We start from the raw sequence: 25,753 nt of genomic DNA on the forward strand, positions 1-25,753 counted from the left end.
AAATCTCCCAATTACTTCTAGGTTAACCTTTTATGGAGTCAAAACGTTACCTGCAACTAACCTAATCTCCGATTTTGATGTTGCGGATAGACGTTCACCAGGTAAAATAATTCCAATTAAATTTAACGGATCCACCGCTGAAATAATTTGCGGTATTTCATTTATTTCTTCATTCCGTATAGCCCGTAGAGAGTCTACTGCATAAGGTAGTGCAAATTGTTCCCCTAAAAAGCCATCGACAAATCGTCCTCCACGTACCTCACCACGTAATTCAAGACGTCGCAAAAAAATTAATAAATCTCGCCAGCGCGGACTATTTTTTTCACGTACGAGCAAATCACGAAAGAGTACTCCGTAACGTTTTAATAACATCCAACATGCAGCCTCTACACGTTTTTCATAATCTTCTTGTGCATGAATATGCAATAAAGACCAGCGCCCCGTACTGAGTGGAAACAGAGATCTGCGTCGATGCCGACTACTGGATTTGCGTTTTGTACTCATCAAAGTCCGCACATTATCAAAACTATCTGCAGTTACCATTCCTGCTGCAACTAATTCCCATAAACCATTTTCCACTTCAATTTTCAAATTCCCTGTACCACGTACAATGTCCACATAAAATGAAGCTCCATATTTTTGCAAAAATCGATAAATATTGCGGGCTGGATAACTAAGACTCGTTATTTCCTCAATATTATCTATAGGTGTATGAGGTGGAATCCAATCAGCCTCTTCTCGAACAAAAAAAGTAATTGGTGCATTTCGGGTTGGTGCTAGGCGTCGAGATTTTTTGGTTTCTTCATCTGCAAGCACTACAGAAGGATGTTGTGATATTCGCCCCCACCCTACTAGGCCACTCATGCATAACTTATCGAGCATCAGCATGTCATAATCATGGACGCGCACAGGGAAAACATCGCTTTCCCAGGAACACGCAGCAAGTTCAAAGCCTTGTAGCTGCTTGATTACTGCCAGCAATCCTTGCTCACCTTTCATCTGATGACCTGGGCCTATGTGATGCCATTTCAGCAACCATGCCATAAATTGAGCTGGGCTAACGGGTTTGATTTGTTTGCGTAAAGAGTCAGTAGTAGCGCGATGAATACGCGCAAGTAATCGCCTTTCACACCATTCTCTTTCGCCCGCACACTCAGTACGAAAATGTCCACGTAACACATATCCACTTGCTTCTAATTTCAATAAAGCATGCGCGATATCTACTGGAGTGAGATGGAAACAATCGCTCAACTTCTTTTGAGTAATTGGACCTGTATGTAACAACCAACCCCGCAACGTTTTCAGTATGGCCTCCTCAAAGGAGCAGGGTTCTTCGCTGACATTTGCTACCTCATGAGCAAATGAGGCATCTGGAAAAATACAATGAAAAATCTTTCTTTTTTCTGTAGACACATAATAATTTTTACCAGCAACAGTAGCTAATACAGCTCGTCCTTCCTGTTGTAACTCACTAAAATATATTTTCCACTGTGGCAAAGTAGCTTGAAATTCAGTCACTTGAATGAGTTCTGGAAAAACAATAACTGTTTGCAACACATCCTGTAATTCATCTGCAGAACGAATATCAGGCCAAGCTTGTTCCTGAACCTCGGATACTGCTTTAGGATCGAGTTGTCCTACCTCTTCTAACAGGGACTCGGGTAATACGCGACGCATTTCAACTGCGCGTGAGCGCCGCTCCTCTAAAGGAGCATCATCCAAGAATGCATAAGGATTTGTATTTAAAATTTCATGAGAAAACACTGAGGGAACTGGTGTATCTACAGCGAGACAAGTAATATGCTGCGTTTCAATATCATGGATTACTTTTGTTACTCCATCAATATCCAAAGCATCCATTAAGATATCTTTCATGGTTTCTTCGATAAGCGGATGATCAGGCAACACTACATCGCGACCACCTAAATTATCCTGACAGGCCGCGGCATCTGGAAATACAGCAGCTAATAAATCATCAGCAAGCATACGTTGGATGTTAGGAGGAATTTTTTTGCCGCCTCGAAAACGTAATAATGATAATGAGCGCGTAGCCACTGCGCGAAAGCGTACACCGAGTAAAGGGGATTGCAATACTGCTTGGGTCACAACCTCTTTTAAAGTGTTTGTATGCAAAAAATGAAAGACATCCGATAAAGGAAAGCTATGTTGCTCCGTTAGGGAAATATTTACACCATTATCTGTGGCAGCCGCTTGTAGCTCAAAATTAAACGATCGGCAAAATTTCTTTCGTAAAGCCAATCCCCAAGCTTTGTTAATTCGCGCACCAAATGGCGCATGGATAATGAGTTGCATGCCGCCACTTTCATCAAAAAAACGTTCTGCTATTATTGTTTTCTGCGTGGGAACCGCGCCTAAAATTTGCCGACCTAAACGAACATACTCAAGCAACTGCTCCGCGGCAGAAACATCAAGGCCACAATAGTTCATTAACCATTGAATCGCTTTTTGTATTTGAGGAACATGTCTTGCATCAACAATTTGAGGTGTTTTTTCGGGTAACAGAGAACTAATTTTTTCTCGAAGTTGTGATACTTGCAGTGACAGTTCGATACTGCGCGCAGGGGCTTCTCCTAACCAAAAAGGAACACTGGGTGGTGCACCATGTGCATCTTCTACTAGCACGCGCCCCTTTTCAATACGCAGTACTTTCCAAGAATTTGTCCCTAGCAAAAAAATGTCCCCACGATTACTCTCTACTGCAAAATCTTCATCTAAAGTACCAACCATGACATTATCCGGCATCGCAATCACTGAAAACAAACCATTATCGGGAATTGCACCACCACTGGTGATTGCAGCCAAACGACTCCCTCGCCGTCCTTTAATAATATGATTCACCCGATCTCTATGAATATAGGCACCATAACGCCCACGTGATCCGGTAGTGCCTTCTGAGAGCATAGTGAGAATTTCATCAAATTTTTCTTGCGTCAAATGATGGTAAGGATAAGCATTTTTAAAATAGCGAAAAAGCAAATCCTCCACCCAATCCTGGGTGGCACAGGCAGCCACAATTTGTTGCGCTAAAATATCTAAGGGCTCTTCTGGAATAATTAACTGATCTAAATCTCCATGACGGATGGCATAAACTAGAGCCGCACATTCTAATAACTCATCACGTGTGGTGGCAAAAATACGCCCTGTTGAAATCGCTGCATGCCAATGTCCTGCTCTACCAATACGTTGTAATGCAGTAGCAATAGCTCGTGGAGATCCGATTTGGCATACTAAGTCAATATGACCAATATCAATTCCTAATTCTAATGAAGCTGTAGCAACCAGAACTTTTAACATACCATTCTTCAGTTGAGCTTCTGCATCAAGACGTAATTTCCGTGATAAACTACCGTGATGAGCTAATACCTTATTTTCACCTAAACGTTGTTCCAAATGATGGGCAACACGTTCCGCTAGTTTTCGTGTATTGACAAATACTAATGTAGCGCGATTTTCTTGGGCTAAAGCCGCAATTTTTTCATAAATCTCATCCCACATTTCATTGGAGGCAACGGCAGCTAATTCACTTTCGGGTAGAACAACTTGCAAATCTAATTGCCGTGTATGGCCAATGTTGACCAATTTCACTTGAGTCTTTTTAGAACCTACTAGAAAGTTTGCCACTTTTTCCAAAGGTTTTTGAGTAGCAGACAGGCCTATGCGGATAAATGATCTTGGGGTAAGTGCCTCTAAACGTTCTAAAGATAATGCGAGATGCGCACCTCGTTTGTTATTCGCTAAAGCATGAATTTCATCGACAATAACGGTATGAATGGCTGACATGTTCACCCGGCTTTTTTCAGCGGTTAACAGAATGTAAAAAGACTCTGGTGTAGTAATCAAAATATGTGGCGGTTTTTTGATCATTTTTTGTCGTTCGTTTGTTGTTGTATCCCCAGTTCTCACAGCCACGCGAATTTCAGGTAAAACAACGCCTCGCTCTTTGGCTAACTCACTAATTTCTTGTAAAGGTAACAGCAAATTCTTTTGTACGTCATTACTTAATGCCTTAAGTGGTGAAACATATAATACTTCAGTGATATCGTGTAAATTTCCTGCTACAGCTTTACGTATTAGACCGTCTAAGCAAGCTAAAAATGCAGCCAAAGTTTTACCCGAACCAGTCGGTGAAGAAATGAGTGTATCATGACCCGCTAAAATAAATGGCCATCCTTGTTCTTGTGGTTCAGTAGGTTTACCTACTTTTTGTACAAACCAATCTCGCACCAACCGATGAGCCCAAGAAAGGCTTTGATAATTTGATAAGTTCATGGGGTTTCATTATACCTAAGTAACTACACTAATAGTATAGGCAAGCTTACTTAGGGAAGCAGTGCATTATACCTATTTTTCTAGGTTTAAGTGTCTACTTATTTCTCTACGTCATGAGAATAAAGTTATTTTTAAATTTTTATCCTGGATAATCAATGCTAATATTTAGCAATAAAAATAAATAAAATCAAAAGGAACTATCTTATGAGTCGCATGCTTCTCTTTACTTCAGGACTCATTGTAATATGGATTATTGGTTATTTTCTCATTGTAGGAAGCCATGTATTAATTCCTTTTGTCATTGCCATTTTTATTTGGCATCTTCTTAATACCATTAGTAGTACAATTCAACGAATACCAATGGTAGGTACTCGGCTTCCTAGTTGGTTAAGTATGATTTTTGCTTTGGTAATTCTTGCTGTTTTTATTTTTATTTTTATGAACATCATTACGCATAACGTCAATAACGTCATTGCCGCATCCAATCGCTATCAAGAAAATTTATTAGCCATTTTTAGCAATATTGATAAAAAGCTCCATATTGAAATTTTATCGAGTCTGAATCAAATGATAAAATCACTTAATTTACAAACGGTTTTAATCAATGCTTATGGAGTATTCTCAACTCTTGCAAGTTCTACCGTACTCATCTTGTTGTACGTTGCATTTTTATTTGCGGAGCAATATTTTTTTCTCAAAAAAATCGATGCACTTTTTCCTTCTTTAGAAAATCGCATACTCGTCAACAACATCTTGAATCATATTGTAGTTAATACCCAAACTTATCTAGGATTAAAATCAATTTTGAGTATTATCACCGCCATTGCAAGTTGGATTATTATGAAATGGGTAGGACTTGATTTTGCAGAGTTTTGGGCACTTCTGATTTTCTTTCTCAACTTTATACCAAACATTGGCGCGATCATTGCAATTGCTTTTCCTGCTTCTTTAGCAATAGTACAATTCACTGGCTGGATTCCTTTCACAAAAATCATCTTTGGTTTAGGAACAGTACAATTTATTGTAGGAAATATAATTGAACCTCGTTACTTAAGTAATTCATTGAATTTAAGCCCGCTAGTAATCCTATTTGCCTTGGCCGTCTGGGGTGATATATGGGGACTACTAGGCATGTTTCTAGCGGTACCAATCACCGTAATGATGATGATTATCTTTGCTCATTTTGAAAAGACAAGGCCGATTGCTATTCTTTTATCTCGCGATGGCAATGTCTTTAGAACTTATGAATTATTGCCTGTAGAAAATCTACCTGACCAAAACTGGTCTCAATATTAAGCGCATCAGCACGCGCTCACATCAATGAGCGCGCTGCCACACGCAAGTTGGAAGGTAACAGGCCGTTTAACGACATAAAAGGCAATTCTATCCCTTTTACGTTATTTATTTTTTGATTCCCAAAATGCAACGTGCGCACCCGTCGGGTCTTTAATAATTGCAAAAAGCCCCATATCCCCTACATGAGTAACCCCTTTTATTTCTTGAGCACCATGCTGTTTTGCTTTTTCCAAAGTTTCTGCAACATTATTTACCAAAATATAAGCCATCCAATGTGGGGGAATCCTATTTTGTTGATCTTTAGGGATTTGCCATATACCTGCAATTTCTTGATCCCCTGATTGAACAAGAGTATACGTCATTTCTTCAGAATGAATTTCTTTATAGTGCCAACCTAATAATTGACTGTAAAATTCTTTGGATCTTTTTACATCAGCAGTAGCTAATTCGTTCCAACAAAATTGACCTATTGCATGTTGCGACATAATTATTTCCTTATATTATTTTTTAGAACCTTTGAATAATAGCTCAAATTTTAAGAGTGGAAAATCGAATTAAAATAATGAAGAAATAATTGGAACATAATAAGAACAAAGATAACTAAAGGAATCACTAAAGAATATGTACCCTTATTTATAGGTTTGGCTCCAGTGTTGACGTTTACATTCATACTGTTGAAATTTGTTGAATCATAAAAAGTATCTTTATCAACAATTATTGCTTGGGGCGGTAATTGTTCTGATTCAGTTTTTATACGATTATTTTTCTTTACTGCTGTGCCTATAGCTAAAAATTCGATTAAGCCATTACCCAATTGATAGACATACGTTTTAACTCCTACTACATCATCAGCACCTAGGGCTTGAGCTTCCTCATTGATTATTGCCAATGCATTTTCACGTGCATGATAAATCATACGCGTTAATTCATTAATTTCCCCACGAACAAATGCTTTAATTGTTGAAGTAATCCCACCAATTAATCCCAAAGAATAAACCGAAGTACCCAACAATAACTTCATGGGAGTATACCCCATATGCGCCATATTCCACATTTCAATATTAGTCATATCACTTGTTACTATATCGTTACCCGGTTCTCCTGTTAATTGAGGATTATGAGAAGCAGTTCCTATCATGAGCATTTCATTAACGCCTCCAAAAGGTAAAACCGTTGTTTTAATGCCAAGAACAGCATTAGCTTTATACTGTCTGGCATGTGTCATGATACGTGTTAAAGCTAAGTGCCTGGTTTTATTAAAAATATCAGAATATTCCTTAATTTCACCACGTCCTAATGTTTTCAAACCTCCAATAATACCGCGCCCCAACCCCATAGAATAAGCAACATTACCAAAAGAAAAACAAATCGGTTTGAAGCCAGCATCAAGTTGTGCATACAACTCCTGACCATCGGCCGAAGTTGAAAATTTCTCCTTATTTGCACCTTCATCGCCATAGATCACTGATCCTATCGACAAAAATTCTACATTTGCTCCATGAAAAATCAGCTGACTTGTAACACCAGTAATTCCAGTCGCATTCTTGCTGACTGCTTCTTCTAGCATACGTTTATATGCTGTTTCTCTGCCTTCTTCGATGAGAGAGGTAATTTGCGTTAACTCACCGCCTAATATCACTTTAAAACTTGAGCCTACGCTTCCAATAATGCCTAAAGAGCGGACACTATTTCCAACTACTATAGGACCAGGGGAGTAATTTTTAAGCTGTAAACAAAAGAGTTCATTACCTGATAATCCTGTAGTAACTGCCATTATTTATTTCTCTAAAAAATATTCTTATATACATAGTGTAGTTGCTCTTTGTAATATAAAGAGTGAAAAATCCTTAATGTGAGAAAAAATCTTCCTATTTGGAATCAAAAATATGAAGCGAAAGTTGCTTAAACTTTTTATTGGTACTTTTTATGCCCATACTCTTTATGCAGACTCTGATAATCCTTGTAGCGACATGTTGAATGTCGTAAACAGCCCAAGTTATCTCAGCAGTCCATGTTCCATACCCTTTAAAAAAGTCTTAATTGAATTAAACTATATTGATCAGCAACTCAATGGTCATCAAGGTGTCCAGCAAAGCGTTCCCAATGCAGAAATTCGTTTTGGTTTGCCATATAACAATGAATTCGATATCAATCCTCCTACGTACATTCAGCAAAAAAGTTTCCCTGGCTCAGGAAATACCACCACCTTTTTTACCTTCAAACACTCTATCTATTACAATCAACAATGGATATTTGCTGTAGAAGAAATTGTCAATACACCGGGGGGAAGTGCTGCTTATGGAAGTCATGGCTGGGGATCGACGTTTAATGGTGTTGCCAACTATACGATTAATGACTACTTAAGTTTCGCTGGGATGCTTGGTATAAGCAGGATTAGCGATCCCTCGCTTAATGGGGGGCATTATTTTAATAGTATTAACCCGGATGTCGTTTTAAGTTATTCAATAAGCGACAAACTCCTCCTTTACGGTGAAGTATATGGGCAAAGTAAAATTAGCGCAGAAGAGGGTGCGGGTTTTAACTTTGATAGCGGAATTTTATTTCATATTTATCCCAATACAGTGGTAAGTATCAGTGGAGGACAACAACTTTATAATTATTTAGGTGGATTTACACATTACATTAATTTTGCAATGTGTGTGATGATGTAACCTCCTCAAATGGATCAGAACATAGTGAAATTGTATCTTCTGAATTTAAGAGTCGATAAACATCGTGAGGAGTTTTTTCGTTATTTAATCGTTGTTTTTGATAAGCACCATTGATGCAATAAGTCATATAAGCAAGTGTTAGACCAATAGCAATGGGCCATGAAGCCGCAGCTGCAGTGATAATAAATGCCATTCCACCAACATTAAATGCTACTGTTTTCCAGAACTGTTGATAGCTTTGAGCGCATTCTTTATTAAGAACACTGATTAGTTGTTGATGGTGTTCATCGTTTAAGAGTGCTCCATTCACTAATTCACGTTGTACGGTTCGTTTCGCTTTTTGATAGTTCTTATATTCCTCTGAGGCGTTATACAAAGCATTGCCAAGCAGACTAAAGAACGCAAGCCCCGCTAGAGCGAGTGGTCCAGTGCATAACATACTGATTGCAAAACTGGTAGCAATGATATTTGCTGCGAGGATGTTTATCGCAAAATAGGAGCATTGCGCCTCCCACTCATCATTTAACACGTCAATCTGGCGCTGAATTACTGCATACTCAAAAGATGTTGCATCTTTTTGCTGAGCTTGCAATTCTTGTAAGCGTTCACTGTGTTGGTTTGCTTCAAAAACCCACTGTGTCAAAAGCAGCAGACTGTCGAAAATCAGAAAAGTAACAACGATTGGGGAAACAAATGATTGGGCAATATGAAAAAAGTTAGTGTACGTAGTCAATAAACCCACTGTAGCCCACACCAAGTCACTGGCCATGACAAAACCACGTTTCGCCATTTCTTGCTGGAGAACTTTATTGACCAATAATTCTTCCCTTAATGCTGCCTGTATCACATGCTTGATCATCAGTATCAGATTAAGAATAAAACGAAACGCATAAAGCGCGATACCCAAATTAGTTATTACTTCACTTGATTTATTTAAAAAATCCATTCCTTCATTAAAACTATAGGGATTACCAAGTATTTGATTTACTTCTTGGACGAGGTCAGCAACAGAACTCTTTTGCAAATAAATAATAAGATATTTGGCTAAACCACGACCATAAGTAAATCGAGATCGGTTAGTATTCAGATTGCCAACACATTTGCGCAGTTCAGAAATGCTCATAAAAATAGACAAAAAATTCTGAACATTAATTCTTAATTCGTTTAATAAAAAGTCAGGAAATTGATCCCTTATTTTTTCTTTCTTTACGAGATCTTCAGCAAAAAGCGCTTCTATTTCTTTGCGGAGTTGTTTTAATTTTTGCAGATCAGAACTTACATAATCATTTTGGTAATATAAAATCAATACATCACATAAGAACAACAAATAAAATACCGCTTCATTATCTTTTAACCAATAAGACTTATTCGATAAAACAACTTGATATAATAAAAAAAACTCCTTTCGTAATTGTTCCAAACTAAATTCATCTTCTTTAAATGAAAAATTGCTTTTTTTATATGAATTATTAAAAAAAGCATGCTTTATGAGGCTTATTTGGGATTTTCTCATAAAAGAACCATAGAAAAGAGTTGATAAATTGTACTATGGCTGCTTAAAAAATGATTAAAACAATAGTGTTAATTTTTTGCAAAAAAACAGTTAAGCCTAGAAAAAGCTCCAAAAATAGAATGAATAAAAATAGATTTAATGAGAGCACTCCACAAAAACCCTCTTTTTTTTATAAAAACTAATTGGTACACTCATGCAAAAACACTCCTAAATTCGAGATATAAGTTGACTCTTGATGCAGATAATCCTTTAAATTCTAATGAAAAAAATCCATCAGGAGAGAAGGTTGTTATTATCATACCGACATATAATGAAGCTTCAGTCATTCAAGCAACAATAGAACAAATATTTGCATCAGTTCAATTAGTGGATCAATACGATATTCATATTTTAATTTTTGACAGTGCCTCTACAGATGACACCCAACAAATAGTTACTTCCCTGCAAAAAAAGTACCTTACATTGCATTTAAAACAAGAGCTAACCAAATCAGGCCTTGGTTCTGCTTATTTGCAAGCAATGAATTATGCATTAACGTATCTTAATGCAGATATTGTTTTTGAGTTTGATGCTGATCTTTCGCATCAGCCCAAATATATTCTTCCTATGTTGGACAAGCTTAAAACTTATGATTGTGTCGTAGGAAGCCGTTATGTTAAGGGAGGAAGAATTCCCAAAAACTGGGAATTACACCGTAAGCTGTTTTCTATATTAGGTAATTATGTTGCACGAGCTGTTCTGACGCCTAAATATAAAGATTTCACCAGTGGATTTCGAGCGACACGTCGGCAACAATTGATGAAAGTTCTTCCTCAGCAATTTCTTACCAATCATTATGCGTATAAAATTCAGCTACTGTGGCTATTGCATAAGAACAACGCAAAAATTTGTGAGTATCCAATTAACTTTATTGATCGGAATATGGGTTATAGTAAACTACCCAAAAATAGTATTATTGACTCATTGCGCGTCGTTTTTATGTTGCGTTATTATGAAATTAAGCGTTATATAGCTATGTGTCTAGTTGGCTCTTTGGGAGTTATCGTACAATTTACTACATACAATATTTTGCGCAGCCACCTCTCTTTTCCTCCTTTTGAAGCATCAAGAATCGCAATTGCTGCCGCCATTATCAATAATTTTATTTTGAATAATAAATTTACATTTAGAGTTAAAAGCAAAATACCTCGATCAATGAAAATAAAGCGCTTAATTATTTTTGTTCTTTATTCTGTATTTATAATCTACTTGCAAAGCTATTGGTTACATTTTGGCGTTCTCTTCTTTGGTAAAGGACCTATTCAAGAAAATATAATTATGGGTTTTGGCATAGGTTTAATATCGCTTTTAAATTATTACATTTATTCTCGCCATGTATGGCCAGATAAGCACATCTCGCTGGAAAAACACTGATGATAAGCACACCACGTAGCATTTATCTATGCCTTTTTCTTTATTTTGCGCTGATGTTAGGGATAGCCCCTATTAATATTTTATCTTTTGATACTTATTATTATTGGGATTGGAGTCGCCATCTTGCGTTATCCTATTATGATGGCTCCCCCATGATTGCCTACTTTATTAAGTGCGCAACCTTATTATTTGGCGATAATCTTTTTGCCTTAAATTTTGTAGGCATTATTGTAACCGTAATTTGTTGTGGTGTTATCTACAAAACCGCTCGATTTTTTTTACCCTACGAAGCAAGCTGGATTGCTGCGTTGTCGTGGTTATTCTCGCCACTTGTCACGATGGACATCCTAAAACAAACTACCTATGACACTCCTCTTACTTTATTTTGGGCATTAACCTTGTATTACACAGTAAAATGGATACAAACGAACCAAATAAAAGAATTATATTTTATTGGTATTAGTGCAGGTTTGATGATGCTATCGAAATATACAGGCATTGTCTTAATTCTATCCTTACTCATTTTTTTAATGTTCAGTACTTACCGTTCTATTTTTAAAACAAAGCATTTTTATTTTGCCACCATTCTTGCGATCATTATTTTTAGCCCAGTAATCCTATGGAATTACCAAAATCATTGGCAATCTTTTATCTATCAATTGACCACTCATCGATTAAATCATGCCGTTACGCCCTTTTATAATGCAATTCAAACTTTTTTTACATCGTTTCTTCCTGCACTCAATATCATGCTTCTGCCTCCTTTTTTGGTACGTAGCAAAAATTTGGATAAAAAAAATGCTTTAATTGTACGATTATGTCGTATCATCTGTTTTACTTTTTTATGTTTTTACCTCTATACAGCAAGTAAAGCCGAAATTAGAACATTTTGGCTCACACCGTATCTAATCAGTAGTACGATTTTATTTGGATATTGCTATATCATTCTACCTTATCGTAAATTAGCTATTTCCTTAATTGTCACCTATAGTGTGGTTAGCCTTTGTATTCTTATTGATAACACTTCTAAATTTCATCTCATTAATTCTAAAAAACTTGTCTTTTATCATTTAATGCAACAATTTAACTCTACCTATCCTCAACTGCCTCATACAATTCTTACCTCGGGTTGGTTTCAAGCACGAATGATGTTTTTTCTTAAAAATAAGCCAACCATCTATACTTTAGGTTGTGGCACAGCGCAAAATCAATACGGATTGTGGAGTACAGCGATTCATAAAGAAATTGCAGATAAGACATTAAAAGAAGCACTCTACATTGATAGATATGATAGAAAAAGTTGTTTGAAAAAATACTTTGATCACTGTGAGAAAATACCTACTCAGAAATATCCTTTTAGGCATAAAGAATATGCCTTGAACGTTTATCGATGCCAAAATTTATAAGTATTCCTATCATATTCTTTGCCTCAACAATGAATATGATCCGGTTACCGAACTGGATCCGCCATAGTAATCATTTCAGAATAGATTCAATTGCTTTTTTGTAACTCTCCATTAAATTTAAATTAACGTGAGTTATTCCGTAAAATGCGCAGCATTTATATGGGATCCAGTTCTAAATAAGAGTTTACAGTTCCCTAATCTTCTTTTAACCTAGAAAAAGCAGTTGGGACCGTAAGGTAATCTAGAGTAATATCTTATGTATTCGTTCAGGGGTATGCTTGCCTCTTGGTGAAGGTGGAGTTTGAGCGCAGGTTGCACCAAATACCGCCTTTCGGTACATGAGGCGTGAACGCTTACTGTCTTATGGATGTCGCTGACCAGCAACATTGCATAAAAATAGGTTATAAAATCACCAAGAATTTAATAAGGACTATTGATGCTCAAAATATTCTTTCTTTTCATCGCATTATTTTCTTCAATTTGTTTTGCAGAGGAACGAGAAATCGCCATTACAATAGATGATTTACCTCTTGTTGCTTCAAGAATGAATACGCCAGGAAATAAGCAACGATCCACTGAGCGTTTTACTCAAATTGTACAAGCATTTCAAAAATATAAAGTCCCAGTTATCGGTTTTGTCATTGCCGGAGCAATAGAAAAGGGGCAATGGGATTTTCTTGAACAATTTCGTCAAGCAGGATTCATGTTAGGTAATCACACCTATTCTCATTATAACTTAAATCAGATGAGTGCTGAAAAATACATCGCAGATCTTGACCGTGCCGATAAAATTCTTGAGCCAATCATGACTCACCCTAAATATTTTCGTTATCCCTATCTTGCCGAGGGTACTAATGGAAAAAAACAAAAAGTGTATGATTATCTTAAAGAACACAATTACACTATTGCCCCTGTAACGATTGATAGTAAAGATTTTGAATTTAATGAAATGCTTTATAAGGTTCCCTATCGCTCAAGAGTAAATTACATCCAAAAGCTCAAACCACGCTATCTCGCTTATATATGGAAACAAACATTAAAAGCAGAAAAAAAATCAGGTAAAAATGGCAAACAAATATTATTGATTCATGCCAATCTTCTTAATAGTTATGTATTAGGTGATATTCTGGAAATGTACCAAAAGAATGGCTATAAATTTATCAGTCTCACTGAAGCATTGAGAAATCCGGCTCCAGTCATTAATTTTTCAACAACTCCTAAGGGTGTCAGTAAGACCTTAGAAGAAGAACTATTGGGTATCTCCCTGGATGTGCCTAAACAAAATTACGTGACACCCAGTAAAATGGAATAATAGAGCATTTATCCTAGAAAAGCAGTTGTGTCCTACTGCATTTCTAGGATTAGAGTCTGGTTGTACGCTGAAACTATCCCTCAGATCCAGAGTTTAGCTTTAGGGTGTGTTGAGCAATTGTCAATACACCGTAGTTCCTCAGACTATAATATTATATAGGTGATTAACTAAAACAGGAGGTTCTATGTTAATACTCGCTATAGGTTTATTTATTGCCGCTGCTGTCTGCGGTTTGATTCTATTAACTGCGATCTTACAGGATAAACCTGTAAATAAAACTGCTAAAAATCTACATGGAATTTTTGCAGCAACAGGAATCATCCTGGTTTTAGTCTACGTATTTATATTTATGCCAAGCGGGTCTCCTCTTCTTATCACAAGCTCAATTCTGCTCGTTTTGGCTGCATTAGGTGGTCTGTTCTTATTTATACTCGGCATGAAAAAGAAAGGAATTCCTAAACTCGTAGCGGTAATACATCCGCTCATTGCCTTTGCCGGTTTGCTTGCCTTGATTATCTATGTTTTACCCTGATTAACGTTCGATATAAAGGGATAAAATGCCTTTTATGTCGACAACAACAATCAAAACAGATTTGAATTAGTGTTTGGTGAAATAGGTGAACGCTTAATCTCCATCTTATTTCTTAAAAATCGAGTTAATAGAGAAGGGATTTAATGATAAAATAAAGTATTATCCTTAATGAGCCTTAGCTATGAATAATGTTCCTTCTTATCTTTTTCAACCAACCGGAGAATATGCGGTTGGTATGAAAAAGATTCAACTCATGAATCAAAGTATTTGTCCGGATCCTTTTTATCGCGAGTCGGACAAAGAGTTTTATAAGCATAGTGGAAATTTGAAGCATTGTCATATGCTTAATTTATATATATTTTTCCCTGTACAATCTCATTCTCAGAATTTTTTACCTTACGACACGGATATAGCCTTACAAATAAAAGAAGATATAAAAAATAACAAAATTACATCAGATGCACATGAAGCAGCAAATAATTACTTGCATAAGTTACAAGAGATTAAAAGTTATGTTTCATCAGAAAAGGAGATTGCTCATGGGAGATTTCCTTTAGTTGTATTCCAGCCCGGATGGAGTTTTAATTCTAACAATTATCAAAATTTTATCGTGAATTTGGCAAGCCATGGTTATATTGTCGCTGCTATTGATTCTGCCTATTCAGCAACATTAACAGAATCGTTTGGTTATTTATACAGAAATGAAATTCAATTCACTGAGGGTCGTCCCTCAATGAAATTTATGCAGTCTCTTTTTGATCCAAAAAATTCCAGCTTGTCTGCGATGGAAAGTGATTTGAATTTAGTTCTCGATTATCTCTTAAATGGTTCTATTTCTTTTTTACAAGATCATATAGATGTAAAAAAAATCGGCGGCATGGGGCATTCTCTTGGTGCTACTTCTATTTATCGTGTTTCATTCGATAAAAACAAACTGATTAAAGCATTTGTGAGCTTGGACTTTGGACAGTCGAATAATATTCCTAAACACATTTATAACCCTATGATTCCCAGCTTAATTTTTAGATCTGCATATGACACAAAATATGGAAAAGAAAGAAAGGCATCTAATGAGTTTATTTTGGAAAAAGGAAGTTATTTAGTTTGGATGACGCCCAATGTGCACAATGAGGAATACAGCAAACACAGTGCATTTACTGATTTTATCACCCTCATTTCTGACCGGAGATTATGGGAATTAAGAGAAAAAACTTATGGCGATCTGCATTCTCCTTGGTACGATTCCGGTCCTTCTTTTGATACTGCAAAGGACTCACTTGGAACTGCGAACGGTTTCGAATTTACAGCAGCTGTGAATCGGTATGTCCTAGAATTTTTTGATTATGAATTAAAAAATAAACGTAATACACTTAAAGAGTGTAACTCCTTAACCCCAAATTCACAATTATATTGCGGGCCGCATGTTATCAATTAGGGTGTGTTTACAATTCGTAGAGTAAACGCGGACGCTTACGGCTGTATTTGGCGCTGCGAACGAATTGTAAACGTCCTATTTTATCTCAAATTTACTTTAACTTTATTTATTCTGGCTCAAATCGGTCTTTCAAACGCTCACGAACCAACTGAACCATATCTTGAGGCGCTTTATCCGGTGAGCCTGTATTAAAGGGAGGTTCTGGATCATACTCCAAACCAAGTTGTAGGCATTGAGCGATAATGTCATTGGTCAGTTTTGCTGCAAGATAAAAGGCCATATCAATACCAGCAGAAACCCCTGCCGCAGTAATAATCTTACCATCAACGACAAATCGTTTTGAAGTAGGTAGAGCACCCCAATGTGCCAATCGGTTCATCACTGCCCAGTGTGTCGTAGCCTTAACACCTGACAAGAGACCTGCTGCTCCTAAAATTAAACTTCCAGTACACACCGAGGTGGTCCACAACGTCTGTTCGTGAATTTTTCTAATCCACTCAAGAATTTCAGGATATTCGCGTAATGCAGTCGCAGTGCCACCACCAGGAATTAATAAAATATCTGTTTTTGAGATATCAGCTAACGCGTGCTCAGCCATTAAAGTAAGCCCTGATCCAGCACGTACTGGTCCAGAATTTAAACTAGCTCTTTGTACTGTAATACCAGGAAGTCGACTTAGTACTTCATAAGGTCCTATAGCATCCAGAGCGGTCATGCCCTCATAAAATAAAAATGTAATTTGCATGAATACTTTTCTCCTATCTTAGCATTTCTTGAATTTTTTATGACATCAATGCCTACGCTTTAACAATTAAATTGGTCATTTAAAACAAAGCTTTAGGATCGACTGAAGTACCGATAACCCAAAGTGTTTTGTGCCTAGACTTAGCGCCACGTTTTAATGTAACTTGGCTTGGTGATACCTTAAACATTTGAGCAACGTACTTTAATAATTCTTTATTAGCACGACCTTCAATTGGTGGGGTATTTAAGCGGATTTTAAGTTCATTTTCATGTACCCCAACAATTTCTGTTTTTTTGGCTCCTGGCTGAACATATAAATGCAGAATTAAACTTTCAGCTTCTCGTTTATACCACACAAATCAATGCCCTTAGACGTTTTTTAACACATTAAATGATTTATAGCAGAGTTACAAGATAAACAGCTCAATCAATAGACTTTCGTTCCAAACTCGCTCTAGTGAGGAAAGTGCGGGGAGAAACGGAGCATAAAACCGGAGTGCACTCGCCAGTACATGAGGATTCGAGCACCGTATCGACGTAGCAATTCTCCACTACAGTAGCGTTTGGAACAAAGTCTGATGTCGAGCATTCTTAGGTAACGTCAATAAAGTGATTTTGTTATCGAACTGATTGTATTTAGAACCAGCACAAAAGTCAGATTTGTGCAGACAAGTTATATAGAAAATTCCACTACTTTGTGAATTTTTTTAAGGCCAGCATAGGTGGCCTTATCTTCTGTTTTTATGCCAAATAAGTGAGATTAAATAAAACGCCATTAGTGTAAAAATGATCAAGAGTTAAGCCTGAGTTTAAAGTTTGGCCTTCAGCACGACCTAATCTACTTTTACCCCAGTCAGCAAATTCATAGCCAACTCCTACTTGCCAGTGCTCATTTAGCGCTTTTTGCAAGCCCGCTCCAACTGTATAGGTGAAGCTAGTCTCTGTATGTGATGCAAAATTAGGAGTGGGAAGCGCTTCAAAAATGATGGGTGTACTATTAAATTCATGGGCATCATTAAATCCTACCCCTATGCTACCACTTATCCAGGGCATAGCTACAAGGCCCATTTCTGCCAATAATTTAGCCTTTACAGCAACATGAGTATGTTGCAACTTATAACTATAGATATAATTATTAAATTCTGGATCAGCATCATCCCAAATAGTGCCCTCCAATGAGGTGTTACCAGTGAAACCAACAGCAAGACCCAGTTGACCTTGCAACGTTTGAGACAATGTCTTTTGGATGCCTAAAAAGACCTCGCCATCAAAAATAGCATCATTCGACTCTTCCATCGTATAGGTCTTAACAATATCTGGTACTAACTCAATAGTTTGTGTCTCAGCACTTGCTCCCCATACAGGACCAGCACTAAACGCACCTACCCAAGTCCAATCGGGTTTTGTTGGTCCCATTGCTCCCGCATGAGCACTGCCTATTAAAAAGCTCATTGACAAAGACAATAAGCCCACCATTGTTTTCATGAAAAACTCCTTTTAAAATTGTTACAAACCCATCTTAACAGACTCTCCTGGAAAAACCCCAATAAAATTTAAGGCCAGATTTAAAAATTTTGAAGGTCTAATCGTATTCTTATTCTTTACGTTTTCACTTCTGCTCCGTAGCAATAAAAAAAGCTTCTAAATTTACCAACTGGCTTTTACGTTCAAAAATCATCCAAAATGGCATTTAAAAGTTGTCGTGTATATGCCTCTTTAGGCTCTTGCAAAATAGTTTCACAAGTACCGAACTCGATTCCTATTCCATCTTTCATAACCAATACTTCATCGGCAATATAAGAAACAACACTCATATTATGGGTAATGAACAAATAAGAGATGCCTGTTTCTTGCTGCAATTCTTTTAATAAATTAAGGATTTGAGCCTGAACTGAAACATCTAAAGCACTAGTGGGTTCATCACAGATTAAGATATCCGGCTCGGTAGCCAAAGCCCTAGCAATGCAAATTCTTTGTCTTTGCCCACCAGAAAACTGATGTGGGTAACGCTGCAAACTAGTACTTGGCAAGTTAACATGATTTAATAATTCCTTTTGTCTTTCACGAATGAATGAATGAGGCATCCCTTGTGCATACATTCCTTCAGCAATAATCTCACCAACTGTCATACGCGGATTCATCGAAGAAAAAGGATCTTGGAAAATAATTTGAACTTTTTTTCTATACTCTCTTAGTGCTCGCCCTCTTAACATCAATACATCCTGATCTCGATAATGTATTTCTCCACCAACAGCAGGTAATAAACGTAATAAAGCGCGGCTAGTTGTCGTTTTACCACAACCTGACTCACCCACTAAAGCTAAAGTTTTTCCTTGTTGTAAACGAAATGAAAGACCATCCACAGCTTTAAATAAAACCTTATGCCTACTAAATATCCTTTTTTTCTGAACAAAAGCAATCGATAAATCAGTTACAGTCAATACAGTATTTGTTTCACCAGTTGCACGATTCCAGGCTATTTTATTTTTTTCTAAAGAAGGTAATTCACTAAGCTCTGGATATAAATGGCAACGCACCAGTTGTCCCTTGAGATCTTGCAATTGCGGTTCTTCCAGTTGACATCGTGAAAAAGCATAAATACAACGAGGGTGAAAGCGACAACCTGAAGGCATGTCATCCAAAGCAGGAACACCTCCATAAATGACCGAAAGACGCTCTTGTCGTTTTGCAAATGAAGGTACAGAATCTAATAACTGCTGAACATAAGGGTGTTGCTTTTGTCGTGAAAAAAAATCCTCTATGGAAGATTGCGCCACAATTTGTCCTGCATACATCACACTTACATGAGTGGCCATAGCTTTCACTACACCTAAATCATGAGTAATAAGTAGCATGCTCATCTTGTGAGTACTTTGTATTTTTCTTAATAAGTTTAGTATTTGGGCTTGCACCGTTACGTCTAAAGCCGTTGTTGGCTCATCTGCAATTAAAATATCAGGCTTACATGCTAATGCCATTGCAATAACCACGCGTTGCTTCTGCCCTCCTGATAATTGATGCGGATATTGATGAATTTTGACCTGAGGTTGCGGCATTTCTACTTCATCAAGCAAAGATAATAGGGCTTTTGCTAATTCTTGGGGAGCAAGTGAATGATATTTTACTAAAACTTCTGTTAACTGCTCCCCTACAGTCATTACTGGATTAAGTGCCGTCATTGGCTCCTGAAAAATCATTGCAATCTTGCGACCTCTTAATTGCCTCATCATTTGTTCCGACAAATCAAGAATATCTTGCCCATCTACTTGAATTTGACTGTCAACACTATAAACACCTGATTTAGGTAACAAACGCATTAATGCTAAAGAAGTCAAAGACTTACCACAACCCGATTCGCCCAATAAAACTAAGGTTTCACCGGGATGTAAATTAAAATTGATTTGATCTAAAGCCGGCACTATCTTATGGTGATCTTGAAATGCTACCGATAATTGATGAATTTCAGCACTATTTTTTTGCATATATTTTTCTGATGCTGCCTCTTTCCCAATTTGCGAAAAAAGCTTCTTTAATAGAGATTTACAAAGGAATATACCTCTACTGTACCATAATATATGGTAAAATAAAGTTAACTTATATTTGAGATACGCCCATGTCAGAAAACTACACTGCCCAAGCAATTGAAGTCTTAAGTGGACTTGAGCCTGTTCAACGGCGTCCCGGCATGTATACCGATACGACTCGCCCAAACCATTTGGCTCAAGAGGTTATTGATAACAGTGTCGATGAAGTGCTAGCCGGTTTTGCGAGCCATATTTGCGTCACACTTTATGAAGATGGCTCTATTGAAGTTGAAGATGACGGCCGCGGTATGCCCGTAGATTTGCATCCCCAATTAGGCTTAAGTGGTGTTGAAGTTATTATGACTCGCCTTCATGCTGGAGGTAAATTTTCCGATAAAAATTACAGCTTTTCTGGCGGACTGCATGGAGTCGGAGTTTCTGTTGTTAATGCACTTTCCGAGCGTCTTGATGTCACCATTAAACGCAATGGACTTATTTATCAAATGTCCTTTGCCAATGGCGATAAATTATGTGAATTAAGTGAGGCAGGCCTAACTAAAAAAAGAGATACAGGAACTATTATTCGTTTTTGGCCTAATTCTAAGTATTTTGATACGACCCGTATTTCAGTCAAACATTTAATGCATGTACTTAGAGCAAAAGCGGTACTCTGTACTGGTTTGTCCATGACCTTTATCAATAAAGTAAGTAATGAAGAAATGCATTGGTGCTATGAACAAGGACTTATTGATTATTTAAATCAATCATTACCTGACGGAGATTACTTACCTGAAGAACCATTTACCGGGGAGTTTAAAAGTGATGAAGCCACTGTTGACTGGGCTCTAGTTTGGTCAAATACCTCAAATACTAGCTTTAATGAAAGTTATGTAAACTTAATTCCAACGGTCCAAGGTGGTACCCATGTAAATGGTTTACGTTCTGGTTTATTTGATGCCATGGCTGAATTTTGTGAATTAAGAAATCTACTCCCTCGTGGCGTCAAACTCACTGCGGATGATCTCTGGGAGCCCTGTCAATATGTGTTATCTGTTAAAATGAAAGAACCACAATTTGCGGGGCAAACCAAGGAACGTTTGAGTTCGCGTCAAATTTCAGCTTTTGTCAGTAATGTGGTTAAAGACGCTTTTGCACTTTGGTTGAATCAACATCGTAATCAAGGTGAAGCAATTGCTGTATTAGCAATAGAGAGAGCTCAAAAACGTTTAAAGCAAGCGAAGCAAGTAGCTCGAAAACGAGTAAGTCAAGGACCTGCCCTTCCTGGCAAATTGGCCGACTGCTTGCAGACCGATCTGAGTCAAGCAGAGCTCTTTTTAGTCGAAGGAGATTCAGCAGGTGGCTCTGCGAAACAAGCACGTAATAAAGACTTTCAAGCAATTTTACCTTTGCGGGGAAAAATTCTTAACTCTTGGGAAGTAGATTCATCTCACGTTTTAGCCTCTCAAGAAATCCATGATATCTCTGTAGCCATAGGCGTAGATCCCGGCTCCTCTGATCTCAGCGGGCTTCGTTATGGTAAATTATGTATTCTAGCCGATGCAGATTCAGATGGAGCCCATATCGCAACATTGATTTGCGCCCTATTTTTACGCCATTTTAAACCCCTTGTTCAAGCAGGACATATTTTTGTTGCTATGCCCCCACTTTATCGAATTGACGCAGGAAAAGAAGTTTATTATGCCCTAGATGATGAAGAAAAAAATCGTATTCTCAGCCACTTAACCCAAACAACTCGTGCTAAAGCCAATGTACAACGGTTTAAAGGATTGGGAGAGATGAACCCCATACAATTACGTGAAACAACTATGGATCCCAATACTCGACGATTAGTCCAGCTCACTTTAGATGATGAAGGGGCAGCTGAGGCAATTATGGATATGATGCTGAACAAAAAAAGAGCAGGGGATCGCAAAGTCTGGTTAGAGACCAAAGGTAACTTAGCTGAAATTTAGTCAACTACACCTTAATTACAACTCCAATGCCAATTACTTATCTAACGCATATTATCAAAGAGTTGACAGTATAGAAAAGAGGTTCAATTAAAGCGATAGTTAATGCAACGTTTGTTCGTTTAGATATTCCTTCCTGCCAACCCATTTTAAAAGGATTTAAAAATTGGCGATTAGGGAATTGGAAGATTTCCAACTGGACGGAAGTTTTTCCTCATTCTCAATTTTAAAGGATTCTATCTATGCTGAAAAATTCTTTTAAAATCTTTCGCTTTATTTTATTTGCTTATGCCAGCCACTCCTTCGCTGCTTTATATCTAGAAGCACCTATTCAAAAAAATTTATTGACCGATAACAAGATGCACCTTTACCTCTGTGGAACTGGTGATCCCGAAGTAACCATGCAAAATGTCCGCAAACCTGCCTGTCTTGCGATGATTGCCGATAAACAATTTATGCTATTTGATGCAGGTGAAGGAACGATACAAACCTTAGCATCGATGGGATTACCTTACGCAGCAATTCATAATGTATTTATCACACATTGGCATTCTGATCATTTCAGTGGTTTAGGCCAAGTTATTAATGCCTCTTGGAATAATGGACGTAATCAACCCATCAATATTCACGGGCCTTATGGAGTCGAGCAAGTAGTAAAAGGATTAGCAAAAGCCTATCAACTGGATGTAATTTTCCGTTCCTCTAATAGTAAAGGAAGATTAGATCCGCAATTGGGATTTGGGACTCCCAAATTAGTGGATGCAGTGAAACATGATCAACTCATTTATGATACACCAAACATGAGAATTACTGCGTTCCCTGTTTCTCATGAACCTGTATACCCGGCGTTGGGATATGTTATATACTATAAAGGTTGTAAAATAGTCATCAGTGGTGATACCAAAGTTATTCCTGCATTAGCAGCTCATGCTAAAAACGCTGATCTTTTAATTAATGAAGTGCTTAGCAATCCGTTAAATCAAGAAACATACCAGCACGCAATAGCAACAGGTAATAAACTAGATGCTGAATTCTCGTTGGAAACCAAGAATTACCATGCTGATTCGTTAGAACTTGCAAAAATGGCGCAACAAGCTAAAGTAAAACATTTAATATTGACTCATTTTGTTCCCGCAATTCCAACAATATCTGATGTGAAGCAAGCCTTTGTTAAAGGAATGAATAAGTATTACACAGGGCCAATGACCATTAGTGCAGATAAAGATGAAATTATTATTGAATCAAGTGGGGCTGGCAATTGCCAAATTCAATATAAATCAGCACCACAAACAGTGATTCCAGTACATAAAATTAATTAACGTGATATTGGTATCCATACTTCTTACCACTTCAATAAAGGTACTAAATTGGAATAATCATCAGTCCACAAAAACTGTTTATCACTTTCATTAAGACGCCAATTTGTATTTTTCATTAATTTAAGTACGATATCTTCATTCTTAGTCAAAAAAGCCCATTCTGAATCAAATTCCCCTAATGTGGGTTTACCTCGATAATTTACATATAATACCTTCAGTTTCAAAGAACGACCCATAGCATTAATTACAGGTAATAATTGCAAATTTCTATTACTTAAATGAATCAGTATTCCACCATCTTCTGTAGTTTTTTGCTGATACAAAGTAAATGCTTCAAGCGTTAATAAATGTACTGGAATTGCATCAGAGCTAAAAGCATCCACAATCAGCAATTTTTGTGAATGCTTCGGTAATTGTTCCACAGCTAATCTTCCGTCATTTTTTATAATGGTTACAGAACTAGAACAATCACGTAGATAAGTAAATAATTGAGGATTTTTTGCCAGTTCAATAACTTGATCATCAATTTCAATCACTTTTATTGGATCTTCGTGACGAAATTGACAAACCAATGTTCCAACACCTAAGCCAATAATAGTTGTGGGTAATTTGCTCCATTTTTGTTGCATCACTTCAATTACTGGTTTTATCGCTCCATAATAAGAACCCGCTCCTTCGGGTTTTTTCTCTCCTTTAGCTTGCAATCCATGTACTGTGGATTGACTGAATAAAACATTTACCTCTTTTTTATTTATCACTTTTTTTACACCATAAAAATTGCGAACCTGAAGCAAAATAGTTTCATCTTGTAACCAAGGTGTAAAAATAAATCCAAACAAGATCAATAACGATAAAAATAGACTGGTCCTAGTTTCTTGCCATAGCGCTATTGACGTTAAGGCCAAAATAGCGCAAATCTGAAAAGATGAAAAACCACCAGGCCAGTGGATCGTAGGAAGAATGTAATGAAGGAGCAAAAGTCCTAGAACAACAAAAGGGAGCCACCAATCATTTTTTTGGGATAATTGGGGTAAAGCAAGTAAACTCAATAAAATAGCCAAGGGATATTCATAAATTTGATTGAACCAATTTGGTGCTAAAACACCATTAAATATCCCTGCCAATACACCACCAAGCGCTAAGCAAAAATAAAATAAAGGGAGTAACTGGGGTTTGGGTCTACTTAAAAATAATCTGCCATGACAAAGTAATGCTAAAATAAAAAAACTTAGCAAATTAAATAAAATGTGCCAGACTCTTACCTGGCTTACATCCAAAATAAAACCAAGAACTGGAAAAACTAGAAAGACAATACTGTTTCGAGCTACCCATGAAAAAGAAATCAATGGTTTATGGGTAAATATGAGTACGAAAGTAAGTAAATATAAAGCCAGTGGTAAAACCCAAAATAAAGGTATCGCTGCTATATCTGTAGTAATATATAATGTCACTCCAAGCATCAAACTACATGGAGTAAAACTTAAAAAAATCCAATACAAAATCTTTTTCCAAAGCATCACTTCGATGGACTCATTTTGAGTTTCCACAGCTCGATAACGATTCGCGTAGAGAACAAAAATCAGGAGAATAATGAAGAGAACATACCCTATATTCCATAAGTAAAACTGGTTCTTTAAGCCAATAAAACGCTCAACACCCCAAGGATAGAGTAATAAAGAACAAAGACTCCCCGCGTTTGAGGCCGCATATAAAAAATAAGGATCCGTAGCGCCTTTTTCCCGAGTTTGACTGTAAGCAAATTGAAGTAAAGGGGCTGAAGTACCAATCACAAATAAAGGTAACCCTAACTGTGTTAATAAATTATATAAAATATCCGATACCGGAGATTCATAAAGCATCACAGGCTGAAATAACAGAGGCAAAGCAATGAAACTCAAAATAACTAGTACGCTATGAATAAGTCGCCATAAGGTAGGTTTTAAAAAACTTAACAGTGTTGTATATCCATACGCAAAAAGCAATATTAACTGAAAAAATAACATGCATATGGTCCAAACCGCAGGAGTCCCTCCATAAATAGGCAATAAAACTTTAGCAACCATGGGTTGGATACTAAATAAAAGTACTGCGCTTAAGAATAGGTTTATGGGAAATAAAAAACGCACGAAGCATCCTAGTAAAAATAAACGTCCATTAAAAAGTAATTGTAAGAGTATAAAAGCCTTTGTTCAATCTGAATTAGAAGTGATTTTTTCTTTATCGTTTTTATTATATTCAATAAGTTAGGTGGCGTATTAGCAAATTTACATCTACTAGACTGTAAATTAACGTGAGTTTCGTATAAGGAGATCGGCTCATTATCCGAA

At 37.0% G+C, this 25,753-nt stretch carries 18 protein-coding genes; 9 read left to right on the plus strand and 9 right to left on the minus strand.

The annotated features are described in order from the left end of the window. Positions 1 to 30 precede the first annotated feature (30 nt). On the minus strand, positions 31 to 4,290 hold the full coding sequence (locus Lgra_RS09425; RefSeq protein WP_058499000.1) for a DEAD/DEAH box helicase: 4,260 nt from the start codon (positions 4,288 to 4,290) through the stop codon (positions 31 to 33). Between the two features lie 204 nt (positions 4,291 to 4,494). On the opposite strand from Lgra_RS09425, the gene Lgra_RS09430 reads away from it, so the two are divergent. Continuing rightward, the gene (locus Lgra_RS09430; RefSeq protein WP_058499001.1) at positions 4,495 to 5,586 is read left to right on the plus strand and encodes an AI-2E family transporter; all 1,092 of its coding nucleotides are present in this window, start codon (positions 4,495 to 4,497) and stop codon (positions 5,584 to 5,586) included. A gap of 101 nt (positions 5,587 to 5,687) precedes the next feature. On the opposite strand, the gene Lgra_RS09435 is transcribed toward Lgra_RS09430, so the two are convergent. Further along, entirely contained in the window at positions 5,688 to 6,071 is a 384-nt protein-coding gene (locus Lgra_RS09435) for a VOC family protein (protein ID WP_058499002.1), read from the minus strand. A gap of 50 nt (positions 6,072 to 6,121) precedes the next feature. Continuing rightward, on the minus strand, positions 6,122 to 7,360 hold the full coding sequence (locus Lgra_RS09440) for a heavy metal-binding domain-containing protein (RefSeq protein ID WP_058499003.1): 1,239 nt from the start codon (positions 7,358 to 7,360) through the stop codon (positions 6,122 to 6,124). A gap of 112 nt (positions 7,361 to 7,472) precedes the next feature. On the opposite strand from Lgra_RS09440, the gene Lgra_RS09445 reads away from it, so the two are divergent. After that, positions 7,473 to 8,258, plus strand: a complete 786-nt coding sequence (locus Lgra_RS09445; RefSeq protein WP_058499004.1) for a hypothetical protein — start codon at positions 7,473 to 7,475, stop codon at positions 8,256 to 8,258. Here Lgra_RS09445 and Lgra_RS09450 read toward each other — a convergent pair. Beyond that, entirely contained in the window at positions 8,230 to 9,771 is a 1,542-nt protein-coding gene (locus tag Lgra_RS09450; RefSeq protein ID WP_058499005.1) for a hypothetical protein, read from the minus strand. The genes Lgra_RS09445 and Lgra_RS09450 overlap by 29 nt on opposite strands. A gap of 225 nt (positions 9,772 to 9,996) precedes the next feature. Between Lgra_RS09450 and Lgra_RS09455 the strand changes: the two genes are divergently transcribed. The 5 genes from Lgra_RS09455 to Lgra_RS09475 all read left to right on the plus strand — a co-directional run bounded on the left by Lgra_RS09455 (position 9,997) and on the right by Lgra_RS09475 (position 15,869). Next, entirely contained in the window at positions 9,997 to 11,184 is a 1,188-nt protein-coding gene (locus tag Lgra_RS09455; protein ID WP_058499284.1) for a glycosyltransferase family 2 protein, read from the plus strand. Next, a complete protein-coding gene (locus Lgra_RS09460; protein WP_058499006.1) occupies positions 11,184 to 12,590 on the plus strand; it encodes a glycosyltransferase family 39 protein in 1,407 nt (468 codons plus the stop codon). Before Lgra_RS09455 ends, Lgra_RS09460 begins: the two co-directional genes overlap by 1 nt. A gap of 436 nt (positions 12,591 to 13,026) precedes the next feature. After that, complete coding sequence (locus Lgra_RS09465) at positions 13,027 to 13,902, plus strand: polysaccharide deacetylase family protein (protein WP_058499007.1); 876 nt, start codon at positions 13,027 to 13,029, stop codon at positions 13,900 to 13,902. A gap of 184 nt (positions 13,903 to 14,086) precedes the next feature. Beyond that, positions 14,087 to 14,434, plus strand: coding sequence for a hypothetical protein (locus tag Lgra_RS09470; protein WP_058499008.1), 348 nt, complete (start codon positions 14,087 to 14,089; stop codon positions 14,432 to 14,434). A gap of 181 nt (positions 14,435 to 14,615) precedes the next feature. Next, a complete protein-coding gene (locus Lgra_RS09475) occupies positions 14,616 to 15,869 on the plus strand; it encodes an alpha/beta hydrolase (RefSeq protein ID WP_058499009.1) in 1,254 nt (417 codons plus the stop codon). 106 nt (positions 15,870 to 15,975) lie between these two features. Here the strand turns inward: Lgra_RS09475 and Lgra_RS09480 are convergent, their stop codons facing one another. The 4 genes from Lgra_RS09480 to Lgra_RS09495 all read right to left on the minus strand — a co-directional run bounded on the left by Lgra_RS09480 (position 15,976) and on the right by Lgra_RS09495 (position 20,095). Beyond that, entirely contained in the window at positions 15,976 to 16,614 is a 639-nt protein-coding gene (locus tag Lgra_RS09480) for a DJ-1/PfpI family protein (protein ID WP_058499010.1), read from the minus strand. 79 nt (positions 16,615 to 16,693) lie between these two features. After that, complete coding sequence (locus Lgra_RS09485) at positions 16,694 to 16,969, minus strand: DUF167 domain-containing protein (protein ID WP_058499011.1); 276 nt, start codon at positions 16,967 to 16,969, stop codon at positions 16,694 to 16,696. Positions 16,970 to 17,354: 385 nt separating this feature from the next. Further along, the gene (locus Lgra_RS09490; RefSeq protein WP_058499012.1) at positions 17,355 to 18,098 is read right to left on the minus strand and encodes an outer membrane protein; all 744 of its coding nucleotides are present in this window, start codon (positions 18,096 to 18,098) and stop codon (positions 17,355 to 17,357) included. 182 nt (positions 18,099 to 18,280) lie between these two features. Continuing rightward, positions 18,281 to 20,095, minus strand: a complete 1,815-nt coding sequence (locus Lgra_RS09495) for an ABC transporter ATP-binding protein (RefSeq protein ID WP_058499013.1) — start codon at positions 20,093 to 20,095, stop codon at positions 18,281 to 18,283. 131 nt (positions 20,096 to 20,226) lie between these two features. Here Lgra_RS09495 and parE point away from each other — a divergent pair, with 131 nt between their 5' ends. Further along, entirely contained in the window at positions 20,227 to 22,110 is a 1,884-nt protein-coding gene (gene parE / locus Lgra_RS09500; RefSeq protein ID WP_058499014.1) for a DNA topoisomerase IV subunit B, read from the plus strand. Between the two features lie 239 nt (positions 22,111 to 22,349). Beyond that, on the plus strand, positions 22,350 to 23,426 hold the full coding sequence (locus Lgra_RS09505) for an MBL fold metallo-hydrolase (RefSeq protein WP_058499015.1): 1,077 nt from the start codon (positions 22,350 to 22,352) through the stop codon (positions 23,424 to 23,426). Positions 23,427 to 23,449: 23 nt separating this feature from the next. Here the strand turns inward: Lgra_RS09505 and Lgra_RS09510 are convergent, their stop codons facing one another. After that, the gene (locus Lgra_RS09510; RefSeq protein ID WP_115385449.1) at positions 23,450 to 25,552 is read right to left on the minus strand and encodes a fused MFS/spermidine synthase; all 2,103 of its coding nucleotides are present in this window, start codon (positions 25,550 to 25,552) and stop codon (positions 23,450 to 23,452) included. Positions 25,553 to 25,753 lie beyond the last annotated feature (201 nt).

Source organism: Legionella gratiana (genome assembly GCF_001467695.1).
Taxonomy (GTDB): domain Bacteria; phylum Pseudomonadota; class Gammaproteobacteria; order Legionellales; family Legionellaceae; genus Legionella; species Legionella gratiana.